Origin of the sequence: Lysinibacillus sp. JK80, from assembly GCF_027557635.1 — a bacterium.
In the GTDB taxonomy this organism is placed as follows: domain Bacteria; phylum Bacillota; class Bacilli; order Bacillales_A; family Planococcaceae; genus Lysinibacillus; species Lysinibacillus capsici.
In genome coordinates this window covers 3,764,821-3,786,043 of record NZ_CP058997.1, presented here as the reverse complement: position 1 = coordinate 3,786,043, position 21,223 = coordinate 3,764,821, and the positions used below count along the sequence as shown (strand labels likewise).

The following is a 21,223-nucleotide window of genomic DNA, read 5'->3' as shown; positions in this document are numbered from 1 at the left end:
TTGCATGACAGTGGTGGTTGAAGGCCAACAAAGTACACATGAATTGGTTATTATTACAGGAATGTCTGGGGCTGGGAAAACAGTAGCTATTCAAAGCTTTGAGGATTTAGGGTATTACTGTATTGATAATTTACCACCTGCGTTACTTACAACTTTTTTAACCTTATTAAGAGATTCTGGTAAAAACAGTACCCGAATTGCAGCAGTAATGGATATGCGCGGAGGCGACTTTTTTGATGCTCTAATTGGCGCATTAGACCATATACTAAAAGAAGGCGATATTGTTGCTCGTATTTTATTTTTAGATGCAGATGATGCCACATTAGTCAGACGGTATAAAGAAACGAGACGTGCACATCCATTAGCAGTGAATGGTTTACCTCTAGATGGAATTAAACAGGAACGAGTACTTTTATCTGAAGTAAAGGGTCGTGCCAATTTTGTTTATAACACATCTAACATGAAACCAAAGCAATTACGTGAAAAAATCGTAAAAGAATTTGCAAGTGAGGCAGATACTATTTTTACCGTTAACATTATGTCCTTTGGCTTTAAACATGGTATGCCGATTGATGCGGACTTAGTGTTTGATGTTCGTTTTCTTAAAAACCCATACTATGTGGAGGAGCTACGTCCAAAAACGGGTCTTCAAACAGAGGTATCTTCTTATGTGTTAGCGTTGGAAGATACGCAAATCCTTATACAAAAACTGACGGATTTATTAGACTTTATGATTCCTCTCTATCGACAAGAAGGTAAATCACAGCTTGTTATTGCTTTTGGTTGTACTGGGGGCCAGCATCGCTCCGTGACATTAGCAGAATTTTTTGGTGCATATTTTGCGGGCAAGGAAAATACGGTTATTACGCATCGTGATATTAATCGTAGAAAGGAATGAGTGAATGGGGAAAAAGCAAACAAAGCTTGTGGTAATTGGTGGTGGCACAGGGCTCTCCACGTTACTTCGCGGTCTGAAGCATCACCCATTTGATATTACTGCTATCGTAACAGTAGCAGATGATGGTGGATCTTCAGGTCGTTTACGTGATGATTACGATATCCCACCGCCTGGTGATGTACGCAATGTGATTGCAGCATTATCAGATATTGAGCCCCTTGTAGAGCAAATGTTTCAATACCGTTTTTCGGCATCTGAAGACTTACGAGGTCACTCCTTAGGGAATTTAATGCTTACAGCCCTTACTGATATTACTGGTGATTTCAATCATGCTATCAGTGAGATGGGAAAGGTTTTAAAAGTTCATGGTCGAGTTATTCCAGCAGCTAATAAAAAAATCACCTTACATGCTGTGCTTGAGGACGGTTCAATTATCGAGGGAGAATCAAAAATCCCGACAGCGACGAAACGCATTAATCGCGTTTTTTTAGTACCTGAAAATGTGCAACCGTTGCCAGAAGCTATTCGTGCAATACTTCGTGCAGATTATATTTTAATAGGACCAGGAAGCTTATATACAAGTATTATTCCTAATTTGCTTGTTAAGGAAATAGGTGAAGCAGTTGTTAAGGCTAAAGGAAGAAAAATATATGTTTGTAATTTAATGACACAAAAGGGTGAAACCATTTCTTATACAGCAGGCGATCATGTAACAGCCATACATAAGCATGTTGGCCATGATTTTATCGATTCCATCTTAGTAAATGATGAAGAACTCCCTAACCCTGTAAAAGAACTGTATAAAGAAGAAAGAGCGGAACCAGTAACATTTGACGTAGCAAAGCTTGAAAGTATGGGTTTAGAAGTTATCAAACGAGACATTGCTACAATTCGACCAGATGGAACGGTTCGACATAATGCTACAAATGTTGCAGAATGGCTGGTAGATTATGCTGATATTTACCATCAAAAAGTAAGAGGACCAATAATAGAAACATAATGGCTTTATTGTATATGGTAAGATGAACATATACATAGAAATCATGATTGAAAGGGGGGCGTGATATGTCTTTTGCTTCTGAAACAAAAAAAGAATTGACACAAATAGAAGCAGACAATCATTGTATGAAAGCAGAAGTTTCTGCCCTAATTCGTATGAATGGTTCATTATCCTTTGCAAATAAACAACTAAGCTTAGACGTGCAAACCGAAAACGCTGCAATTGCCAGAAGACTATATACGATTATGAAAAAATTGTATCCGTACAATGTTGAATTACTTGTTCGTAAGAAAATGCGATTGAAAAAAAATAATGTGTATATATGCCGTGTAAGAGAAGGAGCGCGTGAGCTATTAATTGATTTAGAAATCATCTCAGACGACTTTCAATTTAACCATACTATCTCAAGAAAGCTCATTCAAAAGAGCGGCCAAAAAAGAGCTTATTTAAGAGGAGCCTTTTTAGCAGGAGGTTCCGTCAATAATCCAGAAACATCGGCTTATCATTTAGAGGTTTATTCTTTATATAAAGAACATGGTGAGGCATTAATGGATTTGATGAATGAATTTGAACTCAATGCCAAAACAATTGAACGTAAAAAAGGCTTTGTAACTTACTTAAAAGAAGCAGAAAAAATTTCAGATTTCCTTAATATTGTTGGAGCGCATCAGGCTATGATGAAATTTGAAGATGTTCGGATTTTGCGAGATATGCGTAATAGTGTCAACCGTATTGTGAACTGTGAAACTGCCAATTTAAATAAAACCATTGGAGCAGCATTACGGCAGGTTGAGAATATTCGATTTATTGAAAATTCAATTGGTCTTGATCAACTACCAGAGAAGCTTCGTGAAATAGCACGTCTCCGTGTTGAATACCAAGATGTGACATTAAAAGAGCTTGGTGAAATGGTATCTAGTGGAACGGTTAGTAAATCAGGTGTTAACCATCGATTGAGAAAAATTGATGAGATTGCGGATGCATTAAGGAGTGGTGAAAAAATAGGTGGTTAAGTTATCATACTTTTCAGGTATGAATGTCATGCTAATCGCTTATTGTTCTTTTGCCAGTAAGTAAGGTAAGATAAAACTAATAGACGAACGGTAGTGAAGGGGAGTTTTGAGAATGATTGAGAGAAGAGTCCAGGTTAAATTAAAATTAGGACTACAAGCTAGACAAGCAGCACTATTTGTGCAAGAAGCAAATCGTTTTAGTGCTGATATCTTTCTAGAAAAAGATGAGAAAAAAGTAAATGCCAAATCCATTATGGGTGTTATGAGCTTAGCAGTTGCTAAAGGTACCGAAGTGACTTTAAGCAGTGAAGGTAACGATGCTGAGCAAGCGGTTACAGCATTGGCAACAATTATTGAAAATGAAGATTAACATTCATTAAATACAAAAGGCATCACAGAGCAATTCTGTGATGCCTTCTATTTTTTTATTTATTATCGCTACGGTGCATAATATGATCGATTAAACCGTATTCTTTTGCACGTTCAGCAGTCATGAAGTTATCACGATCTGTGTCTCTTGCAATGACTTCAAGTGGTTGACCAGTGCGTTCAGATAAAATGCCATTTAATTTTTCACGTAAGAATAGAATACGTTTAGCAGCAATTTCAATTTCTGTCGCTTGACCTTGTGCACCACCTAGTGGTTGGTGAATCATGACTTCAGCATTTGGTAAGGCAAAACGTTTACCAGGTTCTCCAGCTGCAAGTAGGAAAGCACCCATTGATGCAGCCATACCAATACAAATAGTTTGTACCTGTGGTTTAATGATTTGCATTGTGTCATAGATAGCCATACCAGCCGTAATGGATCCGCCAGGTGAGTTAATATAAAGAGAGATATCTTTATCTGGATCTTCTGCTTGTAGGAAAAGAAGCTGAGCGACAATGGAGTTAGCAACATTGTCATCAATAGCACTTCCTAAAAGGATAATACGGTCTTTAAGTAGACGTGAATAAATGTCATATGCACGCTCACCACGACTAGTTTGTTCAATAACTGTAGGAATTAAATTCATGTTAAATCCTCCTTAAAAAGCTAAATTCGAATACCTTTGCTGAAAATTTTCCTTTGTATTTCAGCTGTATCCTTATCATACACATTATAGTCAGGGAAGGTCAAATATTAACCCTGCTAAAGTGAAATTAAAAAAAATAAATTGTTTTTGCATTCTATGGTTGAATTATATAGGATAGGCTTGTATAATGATTAAGGTTATAAGGTTTAAAGTACAGGACACTATTTTGCAGGTATGCTTCAAAAATGAGGGTTATCTACATCATGCTTTTCGTAAGCCTAGAGTGAGTACTTTTTTTTTGTGTCTTTTGCCCTCGTGGTGTAATGGATAACACGTAAGATTCCGGTTCTTGCACTGGGGGTTCGATTCCCTCCGAGGGCGCCATTTTACTGATCAATTGATATACTGTTATAGCTCATCTCCTAATAAGTAGTTTAGCAGCCTGCTTACTGGAGATCGAGAGGAAGAATAAAGGGAATACTGTCCTAGTTGGCATTATTCCCCTATTTATTCCTTTCAAACCTTCAAAAAAGCAACAACTCCAAATTATTTTTTAGTGAACATACTGTACGTGAGACTAGTAATAGTCGAAAAAAAAGAATCCTATCTGAGGGGATTCTTTTTTTTTGCCTAAATTTATCGAAATTTGGCATGGTTCTTATTGTATATATATTAGTTTTAGGTTAATTTTCTTGTTATTTATACATGTTTTTTCAAATTATATGAATTTATTATAAATTTATATGAAAAAATATTTAATTTTATGCGAAAAGTTGTTGTCTAAATACTATAATGTTAATATAATTGACCTAATAGTCTAACATTTCCGAATTGCGAAAAATAATACGTAATTCGGAAAATTATCGAACTAGGGGGAAATACAATGAAAAAAACAGGTTGGATGTTACTGATGATTATTGCAGCTTTAACATTAGCACTTGCAGGTTGTGGTACAAAAGATGATGCATCTTCAGGTAGCTCATCTTCAGAAGATGGTGGAGATGGCAAAAAGGTTTACAAAGTAGGTACTGAGGCAACTTTTGCACCATTTGAATCTGTTGACGATTCAGGGAAAATTGTAGGGATTGATGTCGATATTCTACAAGCTATTGCAGATGAGATGGACTTTGAGGTTGAGTGGAATAATATTGGATGGGAGCCAGTGTTCCAAACAATTAAGAACGGTGAAACAGATATCGGTGCTTCTGGAATCACAATTACGGAAGAGCGTAAAGAATCATTTGATTTTACAGAACCGTATTATGAGTCTCAGTTATTAATTGTTGTGAAAGAAGATTCAAAGATTAAATCTCTTGATGAATTAAAAGATAAAAAAGTATCTGTACAAATCAATGCAACTGGTCATATGGCAGCGAAAAAGCTACAAGGGGAAGCAAGTACAAATATTATGGCTTTTGAAAGTCAGCCAATCGCTATCCAAGAGATGCTAAATGGTAATGTTGATGCAGCTATCGGAGATAATGCAGTAGTTTATGAATATATCAAAGCTCACCCAGATCAAAAACTAAAAGTAATTGAAGATGATGCATTCGAAAAAGAATACTATGGCTTCATGGTTCAAAAAGGGAATAAAGAATTGCTAGATAAATTAAACGAAGGTCTTAAAAAGATTAAAGAAAACGGTAAATTAAAAGAAATTACAGGCATTGATTTTCAATAAAAATGAATGAAATGATGCTACTAACATAGTAACTGTGCTAACAGTTCATTTATTAATTGTAATTTAAAGGGGAATGGGGTTTTCGGATGGACATCTTTGACTTACGCTGGGACATTGTCTGGAACTACCGAGATATGTTTATACGAGGTATTGGCGTAACACTTATTTTGACACTTAGTGGTTATTTTGGCGGTATTCTATTAGGACTATTTTTAGGCCTTGGAAAATTATCGAGTAAAAAATGGATTTATTGGCCATCTAAACTATATATCGATTTATTCCGTGGAACACCGATGCTTGTACAAATCTTGTTAATTCACTTAGCAGTTATTCCAACAATTTTTGGTCATTCTTTAGGTTATATGGTATCAGGGATTACAGCGCTTATTTTAAACTGTGCTGCTTATAATGCGGAAATTTTCCGTGCAGGGATTCAAAGTATTGCAAAAGGGCAAATGGAGGCTGCTCGCTCTCTTGGATTAACGCATAACCAAGCGATGCGTAAGGTCATTTTACCTCAAGCATTTAGACGTATGATTCCGCCATTGGGCAATGAATTTATTGCATTATTAAAAGATTCTTCACTCGTAACTGTAATTGCAGCACCAGATATTTTATACGCTAGTAAGGTCGTAGCTGGTGCAAGCTTCCGCTTCTGGGAACCGTATATCGTTGCAGCATTATTATATTTAGTGTTGACATATGGTGTAACGAAGATTGTAGCATTTATCGAGAAACGATTTAGCAATAGCTATGTCCCTCGTAAAGCTAAGGTAGAAGGGCGGGAAGCTAGATGATAAAAATTGAAAACCTACACAAATACTTTGGCAAGCTTGAAGTATTAAAAGGAATCGATTATGAAATTCAAGAAAAACAAGTTGTCTGTGTTATTGGGCCGTCTGGTTCAGGAAAAAGTACATTTCTCCGTTGCATCAATATGTTAGAAGAAGTAACGGATGGTGCTATTTATATTGAAAATGTAAAAATTAATGATCCTAAAACGAATATCAATGAAATTCGCGCTGAAGTGGGTATGGTGTTCCAACAATTTAACTTATTCCCGCATATGACTGTTATCGATAATGTCACGATGGCACCTATGCAAATTCGTAAAATGAATCGTACAGACGCAGAAGCTTTAGGACATGAGCTATTAAAAAAGGTCGGGCTCGACAGCAAGGCCTATAATTATCCTGAGCAGCTATCAGGTGGTCAGCAACAGCGTGTGGCGATTGCTCGTGCCTTAGCAATGAAGCCAAAAGCTATTTTATTTGACGAGCCAACTTCAGCACTTGACCCTGAAATGGTAAAAGAGGTGCTAGATGTTATGAAAAATCTAGCAGCTGAAGGGATGACAATGGTAGTTGTGACACATGAAATGGGCTTTGCTCGTGAAGTAGGTGATCGAGTAGTCTTCATGGATGGGGGCTATATTGTGGAAGAAGGGTCTCCAGAGGAACTATTCGGCAATCCCCAAAGCGACCGTACGAAAGCGTTTTTAGGAAAAGTATTATAAAGCTGAAAAAGCGAACGACATGCTCGTTCGCTTTTTTTGTGCTGTTCTTATTTAATGAAGGGGATTAGATGTTGTGTCGAATGCATTCAGCATCGTTTGCATATCCTGTTGGGAATACTGAGGCACCTGATAATAGCCGTGTTTATTTTGATAAATGGATAATTCGTATCCCATCTCAATACAGTTAGGAATACTATCCGCAACAACGCGACGAACTACAGGGTTTGTTGTCTCCAACGCAGCAGTTGTCATACATTTTGCTGCTCCTTTTTGAGCTCCAAGTAAAAATCCGGAAATAGCTTCATCATTAATTTCATTAGCGTTTTGCATCGGCTTTTTTGGTTGACCAGGATTTAGGCCATATTTGAAATCATTTCCTGTTTCCATTTGGTAGCGTCCTGTTGGAACAGATGGATCGTGTCCTGTTTTAAAGGACTCTACGATCGTATTGTACATACCAAGAGTGAAATTATATTGGCGATCCAAAATGTTGAGTAATTCAGGATCTTTTACATGGGGACGCAAAATAATCGCTTGGTTCATACCTGCAATAATTTCGCCAATTGTTTCATGCATGTCCATCATTTCATGTCCACCATGATTTAGGCTATGTTGTTGATTTAAATTTGTTTGGTTTGATGATTCATTGTAAAACGATTGTGACAAAAAAAACGCCTCCTCAATAATTTTTTGTTGCAGTATTTAGTATGTCGTGTCAATTCAATTTCATACGGTATAAATGTAAAGGTAAAAATGTAGACTAAAGATAGAAGGAAAAGCAAGTCAAGGAGGATTAAAATTGAAAAAGTTACTTGGACCAATTGGAATAATTGTCATCATTCTTGTTGTAATCGCCTTATTATTTATACCTAAATACAATAGTCTGGTGACAGCCGAGGAAAATGTTGATTCTAAATGGGCACAAGTTGAAAATCAGCTCCAACGTCGCTATGATTTGATTCCCAATCTAGTGGAATCTGTGAAAGGCTATGCGAATCATGAGCAAGAGGTGATAGCGAATATTACGGAGGCACGTGCACAAATGGGAAGTGCAAGCTCACCAGAGGAGCAAGCTGTTGCCAATGATGCTTTAACTGGCGCTCTTAGTCGTTTACTAGTAGTTGTAGAAAATTACCCAAACTTAAAGGCAGATGCAAACTTCCGCCAGTTAATGGATGAGCTAGCAGGTACGGAAAATCGTCTGGCAGTAGCACGTGAGGATTACAATAATGAGGTACAGCAATTCAATAAACATGTTAAACGTTTCCCGGGGAATTTGATGGCAGGTATGTTTGGCTTTGAACAAAAAGAATACTTTAAAGCCACAGCAGGAGCGGACAAAGCACCATCTATCGATTTTAGTCAATCGGGTACACATTAATGAAACGTTGCATTGTACAGATGATCATCGTTTGTTCGGTGCTTCTTTTTTTCTCGAATCTAGCAGAAGCAACGATGCCATCACCGATGAAAAATACGTATATACATGACTTTGCCAATGTAATTTCTGCGAATGTCAAAGAAGAGATAAATCTATATTCTGAGCAGTTGGATCAAGGCACGGGTGCTGAAATCATGGTAGTCACAGTTGATAGTCTTCATGGACAAGAGCCGAAAATGTATGCGACAAAATTGATTCGGTCATGGGGCATTGGTGACAAGGAAAAAAATAACGGTGTCCTGATTTTAGCTACCTTAGGTCAAGGGGAAGGAAATAACGACGTTGTAATTGCCGTGGGTCAAGGATTAGAAGGAGCATTACCAGATGGTAAATTAGGACGCATTTTAGATAACGCATTTTATCCCTCAGCAAGTGCTGGTAATCTAGACCAAGCTTTTCAAGCAACCTATTCTGAAGTTTTCCGCGCTGTTGCCCAAGAGTATAATTGGAACGGTGATTTGCCAGCGCAAACAAAAGAAGAGGATGGCATACCCACTTGGTTAATTATCCTAATCATTATCGTTGTTATTATTATCTATTCATTCTTTTCGAAAGGCGGCGGAGGTCCTCGCTCTGGAGGCTATGGCGGTTATCCAGGAAGTTTTGGTGGAGGACATTCGAGTAGAGGGGGCTTTGGCGGATTTGGTGGCGGATCTTCTGCTGGTGGGGGAGCAAGCAGGAAATTTTAATAGAGGTATGACGAACTATTCTATATAGTTCGCTTTCATTTTGGCTTAATTAAAAACCTCTCAATTATTGACAATAATGCTAGAATTGTTATAATTTAAATATATCGACAAACGATATAGCGTAAACTGATATAGGGAGGAATCATTTTGAAAAAAAGATTTTTATCTGCATCGTTAGCAATTATTTTAACAACCTCTGTAGTTATTCCTGCAACAATGCAAGAAGTCCGTGCTGCAAATGAAACTAATAGCACAGTAACAGCACAAGAAGAACGTGTGTCAGCGCAGGAATTTTTGAATTTAGCTGTAACAACTTTAACATTCCAGCACGGTTCAGATTCAATGCGTCAACAAATTATTGATAAATGGGTCAAGGCTGGAGAATTCACAGATTTAAGTTTGACAATTAAACGTGATGAAGCGGCTCGTATTTTAGTTAGAGCGTTAAATAAAGAAGAAAAAGAAGCTTCACTTGCTGACTATTTAGAGAAGGCCAATAAGATTGGTTTATTTAATGGCTTATCATTAAATACAGAAGCAATTTCAAAACAAGATGCAGTAAAAATTTTAAACAATGCAAAACAAATAAAAAATGGTTCCAATCATGAAGGTGTAAAGGAAATTTCAGTTGAAGACTTTATGAAAAATCCTGGTAATTTTGGTTATGAACTTTCGCCAGATGGCAATTACATTACTTTTTCCTCTGCTTGGGAGAACAGAGCGAATGTTTTCGTGAAAAAGATGAATGATGATAGTGAGCCTGTTCGTGTTTCCAATTCAAAAGATCGAGACGTTGCAGGATTTTACTGGAAGGATAATAATTTACTCTACGTAAAGGATAAAGGTGGAGATGAGAATTTCCATATTTATTCTACAACATTTAATGGCTCTGAGGAAAAAGATCTAACGCCATATCCAAATGTCACAGTTGGGATATTAAGTGGTCTACAGGGTGTTAAAGATGAAATTCTTATCATGATGAATAAGGAAGATGCAACAGTTTTTGATGTCTACAAGTTGAATGTAAAGACTGGGGAAACAACTCACGTTGCAAAAAATCCGGGTAATATTACGAGCTGGCTAGCAGATCGCAATGGAAATGTACGAATTGCTGTAGCCTCAGATGGTGTGGAAGGAACGATTCTTTATCGAGATTCTGAAAAGGATGAATTCAAGCCATTTATTGAAATGGAAGCTGGAGATGAAGTAATGCCACTAGCTTTCTCAAAAGACAATCAATACATTTACGCTACATCTAACAAAGGTAGAGACAAAGTAGAAGTTGTGAAATACGACTTAAAAGGTAATGAAGAAGTAATTATGTCTAATGATCAAGTAGATGTTTCTGGTGTCTTATATAGTGCCGAACACGATAAATTGCTATATGGTGCGTATATAACAGATAAACCACATTACCAATTCTTTGACGAGAACTTTGAAAAGCTTTTCCGTAAAATCCAAAGCAAGCTGAATGTGCATGAAAGTGAGCTTGGTATCAATGATTACAATAAAGAAATGACCAAATTTATTGTGAGTGTTTCAAGTGATACTGTCTATGGAAAATATTATTATTACGATTCTACGACAGATGAGTTAACCGAGTTGGCCACTTTAAGCCCTTGGTTAAATCCGAATGAACTGGCAGAAATGCATCCAATTTCATATAAGAGCCGAGATGGTTTAACGATTAATGGCTATTTAACTTTACCGAAAAATAAAGAAGCAAAAGATCTCCCTCTTATTGTCAATCCTCATGGTGGGCCTTGGGCACGTGATATGTGGGGCTTCAACCCAGAAGTACAATTATTAGCTAATCGTGGTTATGCAGTGCTACAGGTAAATTTCCGTTCGTCAACTGGATATGGTAAAGAATTCCTTCAGGCTGGTAATAAGCAATGGGGTCTGAAGATTCAAGATGACATCACTGATGGTGTCCAATGGGCAATTGACCAAGGCATTGCAGACCCTGATCGCATCGGTATTTATGGGGCATCATTTGGTGGTTATGCAACATTAGCAGGTATTACGTATACACCTGATTTATATGCTGCTGCAGTTGATTATGTAGGGGTATCTAACATATTTACATTATTAAATACCATCCCTCCTTACTGGGAAACTATGCGTAACATGTTTTATGAGCGCGTAGGTCATCCAGAGAAAGACAAAGAATTGTTAACTGCTGTTTCACCAGTTTTCCATGCAGATAAAATCAAAACACCATTATTTGTCGCACAAGGAGCAAATGACCCACGTGTGAACAAAGCAGAATCCGATCAAATTGTGGAAGCCTTACGCGCTAGGGGTGTGGATGTAGAGTACATGCTAAAAGATAATGAAGGACATGGCTTTGCAAATGAAGAAAATAGAATTGAATTCTATAATGCCATGGTAAAATTCTTCGATAGTCATTTAAAATAATTTAAAACGAAAGGCATTGATGTGTAGCTTGCTCACAATCAATGCCTTTTTTAATTACAATAGGTGAATGGGATTTGGATAGCGCATTTTACGTTCAAATGATGAAATGCACAGTGCTAGTTCCTCAATACCAGTGTAAATTAATGGTTCATCTACCTGAGAAATACTTAAACGAATAAGATTATCCTTTTTAAATTCTGGTAGATACATTCTAGCAGCGTCATCCATCAATATATTTTTTTCCTTTAATAAATGAACCACCTGCCTAGCACTTACATTATCAGGAAGAACAATGGAAAGATAAAAGCCTGATACTGGTTTCGTATAGTTAGTAGAGGTGGGAAGTAATGATTCGCAAGCCTCCTGTAAAACGCTCATTTTTCTTACATAAAGCTCTTTAATCTTTTTAATATGACTATTAAACATACCGCTTTTTAAATAAATGTCTAAGGCACCCTGCGAGAGCACAGAGCTATTGAAATCAGCACTAAATTTATAACGTAGAAAATGATTTGTCATTATAGTGGGAAGGACGACTGTCGCTACTCTTAAACCCGGAAGAAATACCTTTGAAAAGCTTTTAATATAAATAACCCTGCCAGTGGGATTAAAAGAAAAAAACGGATCCGCTTTTTTATTAGGATCTAAATCTCCTAAAAAATCATCCTCTACAATATAAACATCATATTTTTCTGCTAATTCCACAATCTTTCTTTTTTCGTCATTTGTATAGCTATGACCAAGAGGATTATGGAATCTCGGCACAGTATAAAAAAACTTAATGTCATTATTGCGAAAAATATAGTCAAGACGATCTAAATCAATGCCCTCCATTGTTAAATCAATCCCGAAAGTTGTAGCTTGTTGCAGATGGACAGATTCTATAAAACCAAAATAGGTAGGTTGTTCTATTAATATATTATTTTTACCATTCGGAAAAGGCATCGCCGCTAGTAAATGTAATGCTTGCTGTGAGCCCGAGACAATAAATAATCGATCAGGTTCAGTAAAGACCTGTAAGTCCTGTAGATACTTAGCCAATTGTACACGCAGCGAGTAAAGCCCTTGCTGATCACTGTAACTAAATAATTCCTCTTTAAATGTGTCAATAGCTTGATTGATGCAATGCTGAAATTCAATATAGGGCATAATGCTTTTGTCTGGACCAGCTGATAAAAAATCAATAACTTGTTGGTTTGTAGTTGGTTGCTCTATGTTATTCACAACATAATAGCCACTTTTGGGTTTGGAAAAAATAAGATGCTCCTTTTCTAATTCATTATACGCTCTTATCACTGTATTTTTACTGCAGGAAAATTGCTCAGACAGTTGTCGAACGGAAGGTAGTTTACTGCCTGTAAGGAGCACACCATTAGCAAGCTGCTCTTTAATGTCCTCTACAACTTCTAAATATTTTGCAATCATCATCCTTCCTCCTTTATCTGTACCAGGACAGTTGGTAGAAAATTCTGTTTATTTTTGAGATAGCGCCACTTACTATGGATTATACCAGGGACAGATGGAGAGGAAAATGAAAGGATGAGAACATGCAGGATAAAAGAAAAGAAAAAATAGGTTTGCTGTTAGGATTTGTGGGCGTAATTTGCTTTAGTCTAACGTTACCTGCAACAAGTACAGCTGTACCATATTTTGGAGCGACAATTGTAGGATTGGGGAGAGCTGTCATTGCGGCGTTCATCGTAGCCATTGTTTTACTTGTAAGAAAAGAAAGACTACCAACTGCTAGACAATTTAAAAGCTTGATAATAGTATCTTTTGGGGCTGTATTAGGGTTTCCTTTACTTACATCTTGGGCAATGACAAGGTTACCAGTTTCTCACGGAGCGGTAGAATTAGCACTTTTACCTTTAGCGACTGCGGGTTTTGCTTTATTCAGAGCAGGTGAACGTCCCTCATTTAAGTTTTGGTTATCGAGTGTTATTGGGGCTATAGCCGTTATTATTTATGCTAGCTTTTTAGGCTTAGGCCAATTACATATGGCAGATCTAGCATTATTAGCAGCAGTTGTAATATTAGGTCTTAGCTATGCAGAAGGAGGACAGTTAGCGAAGGAATTAGGGAGCTGGCAGGTGATTGCTTGGGCTATTTTGATGGCGGCTCCCTTTTTTATTGTCCCTGTCATTTCCCAATTTTCCTTGGAAATGCTACATGCCCCTCTTACAGCGTGGGTTAGCCTGTTATATTTAGCTGTTGTCAGTCAGTTTTTAGCATATGTTGCTTGGTATGGGGGAATGGCTTTAGGAGGTATTGCAAGAGTTAGTCAGATCCAATATTTACAGCCATTTTTAATGATTCTTTTTGCTGCGCTATTTTTAAATGAATCCATCTCTTGGTTTACGATCGTCGTGGCAATGATTGTCGTGATTTCCGTCATTGTTGGCAAAAATACAACCATTACAAAGAAGGATGCTAAGACAGCTCAAATAAACATCATCAAAGAATAGTAGCCATTTCTTCATTGCCACATCGTTTATAATAAAGGAGGAGGTGCTATCTATGAAAATTAAATTTTTTAGTAGGGCGAATTGTCCTTTATGTGTAGAAGGGCTACAGACATTAAAGCTTGTTCAGGAAGATGTTCTATTTGATATTGAAATAATTGATATAGAGCAGGATGATCGTATACATGAAAAATATATGCTAATGATTCCGGTTGTTGAAAAAGAGGGTGTCGTCATTCAGTATGGTCATTTAGATTATGCCACGTTAATGGAGCGATTAGGCAGTTAATCTACTGAAAGTATAAAGAATTATTAACGGTATAAATGACTTTATTATTAGCTGTCATTCTCACAATTCACAAATTGTTCAATGAAAGCGGTTTGAATTTGAACAGTTTGTGAAGACCTTCACATTAGACTTTCTTTTCCTAAAAATCGGAGTAGAATAGGTATCAAGTAAGAAGTTGTTATAAAACAGTTTAGCAAATGTATCACAAATTTTAGTGGTTGTTATATTACAAAAATGAATGATGTGAAGGGAGATTTTACAATGTGGGTTATTACAGTATTTGAGAAAAAGGACGTTCGTATTTTTGAATTTACAAATAAAACTGAAGCAACAAAAGCTTTAGAAGGTTTTAAAAAGAATGCGATTTTATCTTTCACTAAATAAGTTCAACAAAGTCTTGTAGCTGTTTTTAGAGCTATGAGGCTTTTTTTTATCCAGAACAATACAACTACTTGCACTTTAAAACAATGCATATTATAATAAAAGCATAAGTGGGACACAAAATAATTAAGTGGGTTAAAAACAAACCCACCACTATTAATTAGGGGAGTAGATAGATATGTTAACTGTTCCAGAGGCACAGCAAAGGCTACTTCCTGAAATGTATCCGCTTCTGCAAGCAAGATATCGAATATTGCAAGCCGTTCAACTTATGCAACCAATCGGACGACGTACACTAGCTGATTCACTGAAAATGACAGAAAGAGAAATACGCAAAGAAACTGATATTTTACGTGAACAAGGGTTATTAGATGCGCAAAAGTCGGGTATGGTATGTACAGATGATGGTGAAATAGTCATTGAAAAATTAAGAGCTATCGTTTATGAATGGTCTGGTTTAACCCAGCTTGCAAAAGTGCTTGAAAGCCACTTTGGCATCCAACGTGTAGTCGTAGTTCCTGGTGATTACAATGAGGATCATACAATCCTAAGCATGCTAGGCAAAGAAGCAGCATTGCAATTTATGTCGGCTGCTTTTGATGAGCAAGTTGTAGCTGTCACTGGTGGAAAATCTGTTGCCTCACTTGCGCAGTTTTTACATCCTTTAGACGGACAAAAGGATATCACTTTTGTAGCTGCACGCGGGGGGATTGGACATGAAATGCAAATGCAGGCCAATACACTTGTTGCAACATTTGCCATGCAAATGGAAACACAATATCGTACTTTATTTTTACCAGAGCATTTAAGTGAGCAAGCTTATCAAGCGATGCTAACAGAGCCGATGGTAACAGAAATGATGGCCTTCTATGATCAAGCAGATTGCGTCATTCATGGGATTGGCTCTGCAGAGGAAATGGCGATTCGTCGTAACTCATCTCCTGAGGATTTACGAATTCTTGAGGAAAAAGGCGCTGTGAGTGAGGCTTTCGGCTATTATTTCAATGCAGACGGAGAAATAGTACATCGTATACGCACAATTGGTATCCAGCTTGAGCAGGTACAAAACAGTGAGCAGGTCATTGCAGTTGCAGCAGGAAAACAGAAGGTCAATGCAATGCTTTCTTATTTCAAAGTAGCACCTAAGCAAACCATATTTGTAACAGATGAAGCAGCGGCCAAAGCAATTGCTGCTAAAATATCTTCTATAGAAAATAAGCATCTTGAATGATGGCAAAGTTGTAAACATGTCACTCGATCTCAGAAAGTGCTAAAGCATTTTTTGAATGAGCATAAAGTAAATTTTGATGTCTCTATTCATAGAGACAGACATCACACATTATTGGAGGAATTAACAATGGCATTAAAATTAGCGATTAATGGATTTGGACGTATTGGACGTTTAGTATTTCGTGAGGCAATGAAGCATGATGAATTTGAAGTAGTAGCCGTAAACGACTTAACAGATGCTGGTCAGCTTGCGCACTTATTGAAATATGATTCAGTACACGGTATCTATGATGCTGAAGTCAATGCAGATGAAGATTCTTTCGTAGTAAATGGTCAACGTGTAAAAGTATATGCTGAAAAAGATCCTGCCCAATTACCATGGGGCGAATTAGGCGTAGATGTAGTGCTTGAATGTACTGGTCGATTCCGTTCAATGGAAGAAGTAGGCAAGCATATTGAAGCAGGGGCGAAAAAAGCGATTCTATCGGCACCAGCAAAAGGCGCAATGCCTACATTTGTTATGGGTGTAAACCATGAGGATTATAACCCAGCAACTGATGATGTGATCTCCAATGCTTCTTGTACAACTAACTGTCTAGCACCAGTAGCTAAAGTGCTTGATGAGAAATTTGGCATTGAACGTGGTATGATGACAACAATTCACTCTTATACAAATGATCAACGAATTCTAGACTTCCCACACTCTGACCCTCGTCGTGCACGTGCTGGAGCGGTGTCTATGATTCCAACAACAACAGGTGCAGCGATAGCTGTATCAAAAGTATTACCACAATTAAAAGGTAAGCTAGATGGTTTCTCTATGCGTGTGCCAACACCTAACGTATCATGTGTTGACTTAGTTGTAGAGCTAAAAGCAGATGTATCGAAAGAAACAATTAATGCAGCATTAAAAGAAGCTTCTGAAAATGAATTAAAAGGTATTTTAGATTACAATGAGCTACCATTAGTATCAATTGATTATAACGGTAACCATTATTCTTCTACGGTAGATGGCCTTTCAACAATGGTGTTAGAAAACAAAATGGTGAAAGTTTTAGCTTGGTATGATAACGAAATTGGTTACTCTACTCGCTTAATGGACCTAGCTTTATACATTGCTGAACAAGGCTTAAACCATAAATAAGTATCATATTTCGACATTTTGAGTAAAAAGTGTGACATATTACTGCTTTTTATGCACAAAAAGTATAGCCTTTATAATATCGAATAGATATAATATACAAGGGTATTGGGAGTAAGGGATAACCCTTACTCCTTTTTTTCTAGATTCAGCAGAAAACCCCACCTCTATAGGTAATGAGATGATTACACAAATGACTCTCTTGATTCATTGGTGTTCAATCACCGACTGAATCAAGCTAAAAGGTCAGCTAACGTCACAGATTTTGAAGAGAAATGTTTCGAGCAAGTTCAAAAAAAATCTGGACGCAATTACGCTGAGGCGTAATTGATACATGTTGATTGCAAGACATCGCAGTTAACTTTTGCTACTATAAAAACAAGTATTAGGGTTCATTATCAAAAGTTGGAGAATCATACTTACACGAGATAGTGACGCTGAAAAAGTACCAAAATGACTATTGAATTTAGTAAGCATGGTGTAGAGCCAAGATGGGTAAAACACAAGGGTGTAAGACTAAAACAAACTTTGAAGGGAGTTTCTTCATGTTAAATAAGAAAACAATGAAAGATATTGATGTTAAGGGTCAACGCGTTTTTGTACGTGTAGATTTTAATGTACCAATGGCAGACGGTGCTATTACAGATGAGACGCGTATTCGTGCAGCTATTCCTACAATTGAGTATTTAGTAGAGCAGGGTGCTAAAGTTATTCTAGCTTCTCACTTAGGTCGTCCAAAAGGTGAAGTGAAAGAGGATATGCGTTTAACGGCTGTTGGCATTCGCTTAGCGGAATTAATGGGCAAGCCTGTTACGAAGCTTGATGAATCCATTGGGCAAGCGGTGGAAGAAGCCGTTGCAAACATGCAAGATGGAGATATTCTACTGCTTGAAAATGTACGCTTCCATGCTGGTGAAGAAAAAAATGATCCTACATTAGCACAGCAATTTGCTCAGCTAGCAGATATTTATGTTAATGATGCTTTTGGTGCAGCCCACCGAGCTCATGCTTCTACAGAAGGAATTGCTAAGCATATTCCAGCTGTATCTGGATTCTTAATGCAAAAGGAATTAGATGTACTAGGTAAGGCATTGTCTAACCCTGAGCATCCGTTTACAGCCATTATTGGTGGTGCCAAAGTAAAAGATAAAATTGGTGTTATTGAAAGCTTATTAGAAAAAGTAGATCACTTAATTATCGGTGGTGGTTTATCCTTTACATTTATTAAGGCACAAGGCCACGATATCGGTAAATCATTGCTAGAGGAAGATAAAATTGAGCTAGCAAAGTCCTTTATTGAGAAGGCAAAAGCAAAAGGTGTGCAATTACATATGCCAGTCGATGCTGTTGTGGCAAATGAATTTTCACAGGATGCTGAAACACAAATCGTTGATGTAGATGCTATTCCAGCTGATTGGATGGGTCTAGATATTGGACCTAAAACGGCTGCAAACTATGCAGAAGTTATCAAAAACTCTAAATTAATCATTTGGAATGGACCAATGGGTGTCTTTGAAATGGACAAATTTGCAAACGGCACAAAAACAGTTGCTGATGCAATGGCAACAACAGCTGGCTACACAGTAATCGGTGGCGGTGATTCAGCTGCAGCAGTTGAAAAATTTGAAGTAGCAGATAAGATGGATCACATTTCTACAGGTGGTGGTGCTTCCTTAGAATTAATGGAAGGCAAAGAGCTTCCAGGGATTGTAGCACTAAACGATAAATAAGCTAATCGGAGGCAAAATGATGCGTAAACCAATTATTGCAGGTAACTGGAAAATGTTTAAAACATTTGAAGAGGCTATTCAGTTTGTAGATGCTGTACAAGAAAAACTTCCTTCCAATGACAAAGTAGATGCTGTTATTTGCGCACCAGCTCTTTACCTACCTACACTTGTGCAAGTTGCTAGTGAGTCAGAGCTGGCAATTGGTGCACAAACTATGCACTATGAAAATGAAGGTGCTTTTACGGGTGAAATTAGTCCAGCACAGCTAGCAAGTGTGGATGTTGACTATGTCATTTTAGGACACTCTGAACGTCGCGAATACTACAATGAAACAGATGAAGCGATTAATAAGAAGGTAGCAGCAGCACTTGCACATACTATCGTACCTATTATTTGCTGTGGCGAAACACTAGAAGAACGTGAAGCAGGCACAACAGAGCAAAAAGTGGCTGGCCAAATTAAAGCGGCACTTGCTGGGTTTGAAGCACAGCAAGTAGAGCATATGGTCATTGCGTATGAACCGATTTGGGCGATTGGTACTGGTAAAACGGCTACGGCAGACGATGCAAATCAAGTATGCGGAGCGATTCGGGCAGTAGTAGAAGAGCTATATAATGCTGAAACTGCGAATGCCGTCCGCATTCAATATGGTGGCAGTGTTAAGCCTGATAACATTCAGGAGCTTTTATCCAAAGAACATATTGATGGTGCTTTAGTTGGTGGAGCAAGCTTACAACCAGAATCTTATTTAACATTATTGGAGGCGGCAGCAAATGCCTAAAAAGCCAGTAGCATTAATTATTTTAGATGGCTTTGCATTTCGAGATGAAACATTCGGGAATGCAGTAGCACAGGCCAATAAGCCAAATTTTGATCGATATTGGCATCAATTTCCTCATGCGACATTAACAGCAGCGGGAGAAGCCGTTGGATTACCTGAAGGACAGATGGGGAATTCTGAGGTGGGGCACTTAAATATCGGTGCAGGACGTATCGTCTATCAAAGCTTAACACGCTTAAATAAATCTATTCGTGATGGAGATTTCTTCACGAATCAAGCCTTTTTAGATGCAGTAGCACATGTGAAAGCTCATCAGTCAAAGCTACATGTTATGGGCTTATTATCAGACGGTGGTGTTCATAGTCATTATGAGCATATGTTTGCACTATTAAAGCTAGCTAAACAGCAGGGATTAGAGGAAGTTTATGTACATGGCTTCTTAGATGGTCGTGATGTTGGTCCAACAACAGCATTAGACTATATCGAAGAAGCGGAAAAGCAAATGGCTGAAATAGGCATAGGGCAATTTGCTTCTATTCATGGACGTTACTATGCAATGGATCGCGATAAACGTTGGGATCGTGTGGCACTGACTTACAATGTACTGGTGGATGGCGTTGGTCAAACAGCAGAAAGTGCTAAAAGTGGTGTAGCAGCATCCTATGAGCGTGAGGTAACAGATGAATTTGTCATCCCATTTAGCATTCAAGAGCATGGTGAGCCAGTAGCAACAATTGGCGATCATGATGCAGTGATTTTCTTTAACTTCCGTCCCGATCGTGCCATTCAGCTGTCAACAGTTTTTACAAATGAAGCATTCGATGGCTTTGCTATATCTGCAAATCATCCAAAGAATTTAAAATTTGTGTCCTTCACACACTATAGTGATGAAGTCAACGCTCAGGTTGCTTATGAAAATGACAACTTGAAAAATACAATTGGTGAAGTATTAGCGACGAATGGGAAAACACAGTTGCGGATTGCGGAAACTGAAAAATATCCACATGTTACATTCTTTATGAGTGGTGGACGTGAGGAAAAATTCCCTGGTGAGGAACGTATTTTAATTGCTTCTCCAAAGGTGGCGACATACGATTTAAAACCTGAAATGTCTGCCTATGAGGTGACAGAAGCCTTACTTGCAGAAATTGCGGCTGAAAAATTTGATGGCATTATTCTTAACTTTGCCAACCCTGATATGGTTGGTCATAGTGGAATGCTGGAGCCAACAATTAAAGCCATTGAAGCAGTAGATGAATGCTTAGGGAGAGTAGTAGACGCACTCCTTGCAAAAGGTGGCGCAGCTATTATTACAGCTGACCATGGCAACTCTGATGAAGTGTTAACTTTAGCAGGTGAGCCAATGACAGCTCATACAACAAATCCTGTTCCAGTAATTGTGACAAAACCAAATATAATGTTAAGAAATGGTGGTATTTTAGCCGATTTAGCGCCAACCATGTTAGAATTATTAGAGGTGTCACAGCCTACTGAAATGACAGGACAATCATTAATTGAAAAAGAGGAGAATTAA

At 37.7% G+C, this 21,223-nt stretch carries 21 protein-coding genes and 1 tRNA gene; 19 read left to right on the top strand and 3 right to left on the bottom strand.

Annotation, left to right across the window (positions count from 1 at the left end):
- Positions 1-4 precede the first annotated feature (4 nt).
- From rapZ to HXV90_RS18980, 4 genes are all read left to right on the top strand, one after another.
- Positions 5-898, top strand: a complete 894-nt coding sequence (rapZ, locus tag HXV90_RS18995; RefSeq protein WP_054549566.1) for an RNase adapter RapZ — start codon at positions 5-7, stop codon at positions 896-898.
- A gap of 4 nt (positions 899-902) precedes the next feature.
- The gene (locus HXV90_RS18990) at positions 903-1,898 is read left to right on the top strand and encodes a gluconeogenesis factor YvcK family protein (RefSeq protein WP_054549565.1); all 996 of its coding nucleotides are present in this window, start codon (positions 903-905) and stop codon (positions 1,896-1,898) included.
- A gap of 65 nt (positions 1,899-1,963) precedes the next feature.
- A complete protein-coding gene (gene whiA, locus HXV90_RS18985) occupies positions 1,964-2,911 on the top strand; it encodes a DNA-binding protein WhiA (protein ID WP_269897814.1) in 948 nt (315 codons plus the stop codon).
- A 112-nt stretch (positions 2,912-3,023) separates the two neighbouring features.
- On the top strand, positions 3,024-3,281 hold the full coding sequence (locus HXV90_RS18980) for an HPr family phosphocarrier protein (protein WP_004228023.1): 258 nt from the start codon (positions 3,024-3,026) through the stop codon (positions 3,279-3,281).
- A gap of 55 nt (positions 3,282-3,336) precedes the next feature.
- Here HXV90_RS18980 and clpP read toward each other — a convergent pair whose 3' ends face one another.
- The gene (gene clpP, locus HXV90_RS18975) at positions 3,337-3,927 is read right to left on the bottom strand and encodes an ATP-dependent Clp endopeptidase proteolytic subunit ClpP (RefSeq protein ID WP_004228025.1); all 591 of its coding nucleotides are present in this window, start codon (positions 3,925-3,927) and stop codon (positions 3,337-3,339) included.
- A gap of 309 nt (positions 3,928-4,236) precedes the next feature.
- On the opposite strand from clpP, the gene HXV90_RS18970 reads away from it, so the two are divergent.
- The 4 genes from HXV90_RS18970 (at position 4,237) to HXV90_RS18955 (ending at position 7,124) form a co-directional block, all read left to right on the top strand.
- Positions 4,237-4,311, top strand: a tRNA-Arg gene (locus HXV90_RS18970).
- A gap of 499 nt (positions 4,312-4,810) precedes the next feature.
- Positions 4,811-5,608, top strand: a complete 798-nt coding sequence (locus HXV90_RS18965; protein WP_004228033.1) for a basic amino acid ABC transporter substrate-binding protein — start codon at positions 4,811-4,813, stop codon at positions 5,606-5,608.
- A gap of 86 nt (positions 5,609-5,694) precedes the next feature.
- On the top strand, positions 5,695-6,405 hold the full coding sequence (locus tag HXV90_RS18960; RefSeq protein ID WP_004228035.1) for an amino acid ABC transporter permease: 711 nt from the start codon (positions 5,695-5,697) through the stop codon (positions 6,403-6,405).
- Positions 6,402-7,124: an amino acid ABC transporter ATP-binding protein gene (locus HXV90_RS18955; protein WP_048390865.1), complete on the top strand. Its 723-nt coding sequence runs from the start codon at positions 6,402-6,404 to the stop codon at positions 7,122-7,124. Before HXV90_RS18960 ends, HXV90_RS18955 begins: the two co-directional genes overlap by 4 nt.
- A 51-nt stretch (positions 7,125-7,175) precedes the next feature.
- Here HXV90_RS18955 and HXV90_RS18950 read toward each other — a convergent pair whose 3' ends face one another.
- Positions 7,176-7,790: a spore coat protein gene (locus HXV90_RS18950; RefSeq protein ID WP_004228038.1), complete on the bottom strand. Its 615-nt coding sequence runs from the start codon at positions 7,788-7,790 to the stop codon at positions 7,176-7,178.
- A gap of 133 nt (positions 7,791-7,923) precedes the next feature.
- Between HXV90_RS18950 and HXV90_RS18945 the strand changes: the two genes are divergently transcribed.
- The 3 genes from HXV90_RS18945 to HXV90_RS18935 all read left to right on the top strand — a co-directional run bounded on the left by HXV90_RS18945 (position 7,924) and on the right by HXV90_RS18935 (position 11,675).
- Complete coding sequence (locus HXV90_RS18945) at positions 7,924-8,505, top strand: LemA family protein (protein ID WP_048390866.1); 582 nt, start codon at positions 7,924-7,926, stop codon at positions 8,503-8,505.
- A complete protein-coding gene (locus HXV90_RS18940) occupies positions 8,505-9,254 on the top strand; it encodes a TPM domain-containing protein (protein WP_269897813.1) in 750 nt (249 codons plus the stop codon). Before HXV90_RS18945 ends, HXV90_RS18940 begins: the two co-directional genes overlap by 1 nt.
- A gap of 147 nt (positions 9,255-9,401) precedes the next feature.
- Entirely contained in the window at positions 9,402-11,675 is a 2,274-nt protein-coding gene (locus HXV90_RS18935; protein ID WP_269897812.1) for a S9 family peptidase, read from the top strand.
- A gap of 54 nt (positions 11,676-11,729) precedes the next feature.
- Here the strand turns inward: HXV90_RS18935 and HXV90_RS18930 are convergent, their stop codons facing one another.
- Positions 11,730-13,100: an aminotransferase-like domain-containing protein gene (locus HXV90_RS18930; protein WP_269899048.1), complete on the bottom strand. Its 1,371-nt coding sequence runs from the start codon at positions 13,098-13,100 to the stop codon at positions 11,730-11,732.
- Positions 13,101-13,222: 122 nt separating this feature from the next.
- On the opposite strand from HXV90_RS18930, the gene HXV90_RS18925 reads away from it, so the two are divergent.
- From HXV90_RS18925 to gpmI, 8 genes are all read left to right on the top strand, one after another.
- Positions 13,223-14,140, top strand: a complete 918-nt coding sequence (locus tag HXV90_RS18925; protein ID WP_066037092.1) for a DMT family transporter — start codon at positions 13,223-13,225, stop codon at positions 14,138-14,140.
- Positions 14,141-14,192: 52 nt separating this feature from the next.
- Positions 14,193-14,426: a glutaredoxin family protein gene (locus tag HXV90_RS18920; protein WP_054549560.1), complete on the top strand. Its 234-nt coding sequence runs from the start codon at positions 14,193-14,195 to the stop codon at positions 14,424-14,426.
- 261 nt (positions 14,427-14,687) lie between these two features.
- Complete coding sequence (locus tag HXV90_RS18915; protein WP_004228055.1) at positions 14,688-14,810, top strand: hypothetical protein; 123 nt, start codon at positions 14,688-14,690, stop codon at positions 14,808-14,810.
- Between the two features lie 175 nt (positions 14,811-14,985).
- Positions 14,986-16,038 (top strand): sugar-binding transcriptional regulator, encoded by a 1,053-nt coding sequence (locus HXV90_RS18910; RefSeq protein WP_054549559.1) that lies wholly within the window; start codon positions 14,986-14,988, stop codon positions 16,036-16,038.
- Between the two features lie 126 nt (positions 16,039-16,164).
- The gene (gene gap / locus HXV90_RS18905) at positions 16,165-17,181 is read left to right on the top strand and encodes a type I glyceraldehyde-3-phosphate dehydrogenase (RefSeq protein WP_269897811.1); all 1,017 of its coding nucleotides are present in this window, start codon (positions 16,165-16,167) and stop codon (positions 17,179-17,181) included.
- Positions 17,182-17,723: 542 nt separating this feature from the next.
- On the top strand, positions 17,724-18,908 hold the full coding sequence (locus HXV90_RS18900; protein WP_026023505.1) for a phosphoglycerate kinase: 1,185 nt from the start codon (positions 17,724-17,726) through the stop codon (positions 18,906-18,908).
- A gap of 19 nt (positions 18,909-18,927) precedes the next feature.
- Complete coding sequence (gene tpiA / locus HXV90_RS18895) at positions 18,928-19,689, top strand: triose-phosphate isomerase (RefSeq protein ID WP_048390882.1); 762 nt, start codon at positions 18,928-18,930, stop codon at positions 19,687-19,689.
- A complete protein-coding gene (gpmI, locus tag HXV90_RS18890) occupies positions 19,682-21,223 on the top strand; it encodes a 2,3-bisphosphoglycerate-independent phosphoglycerate mutase (protein WP_269897810.1) in 1,542 nt (513 codons plus the stop codon). Before tpiA ends, gpmI begins: the two co-directional genes overlap by 8 nt.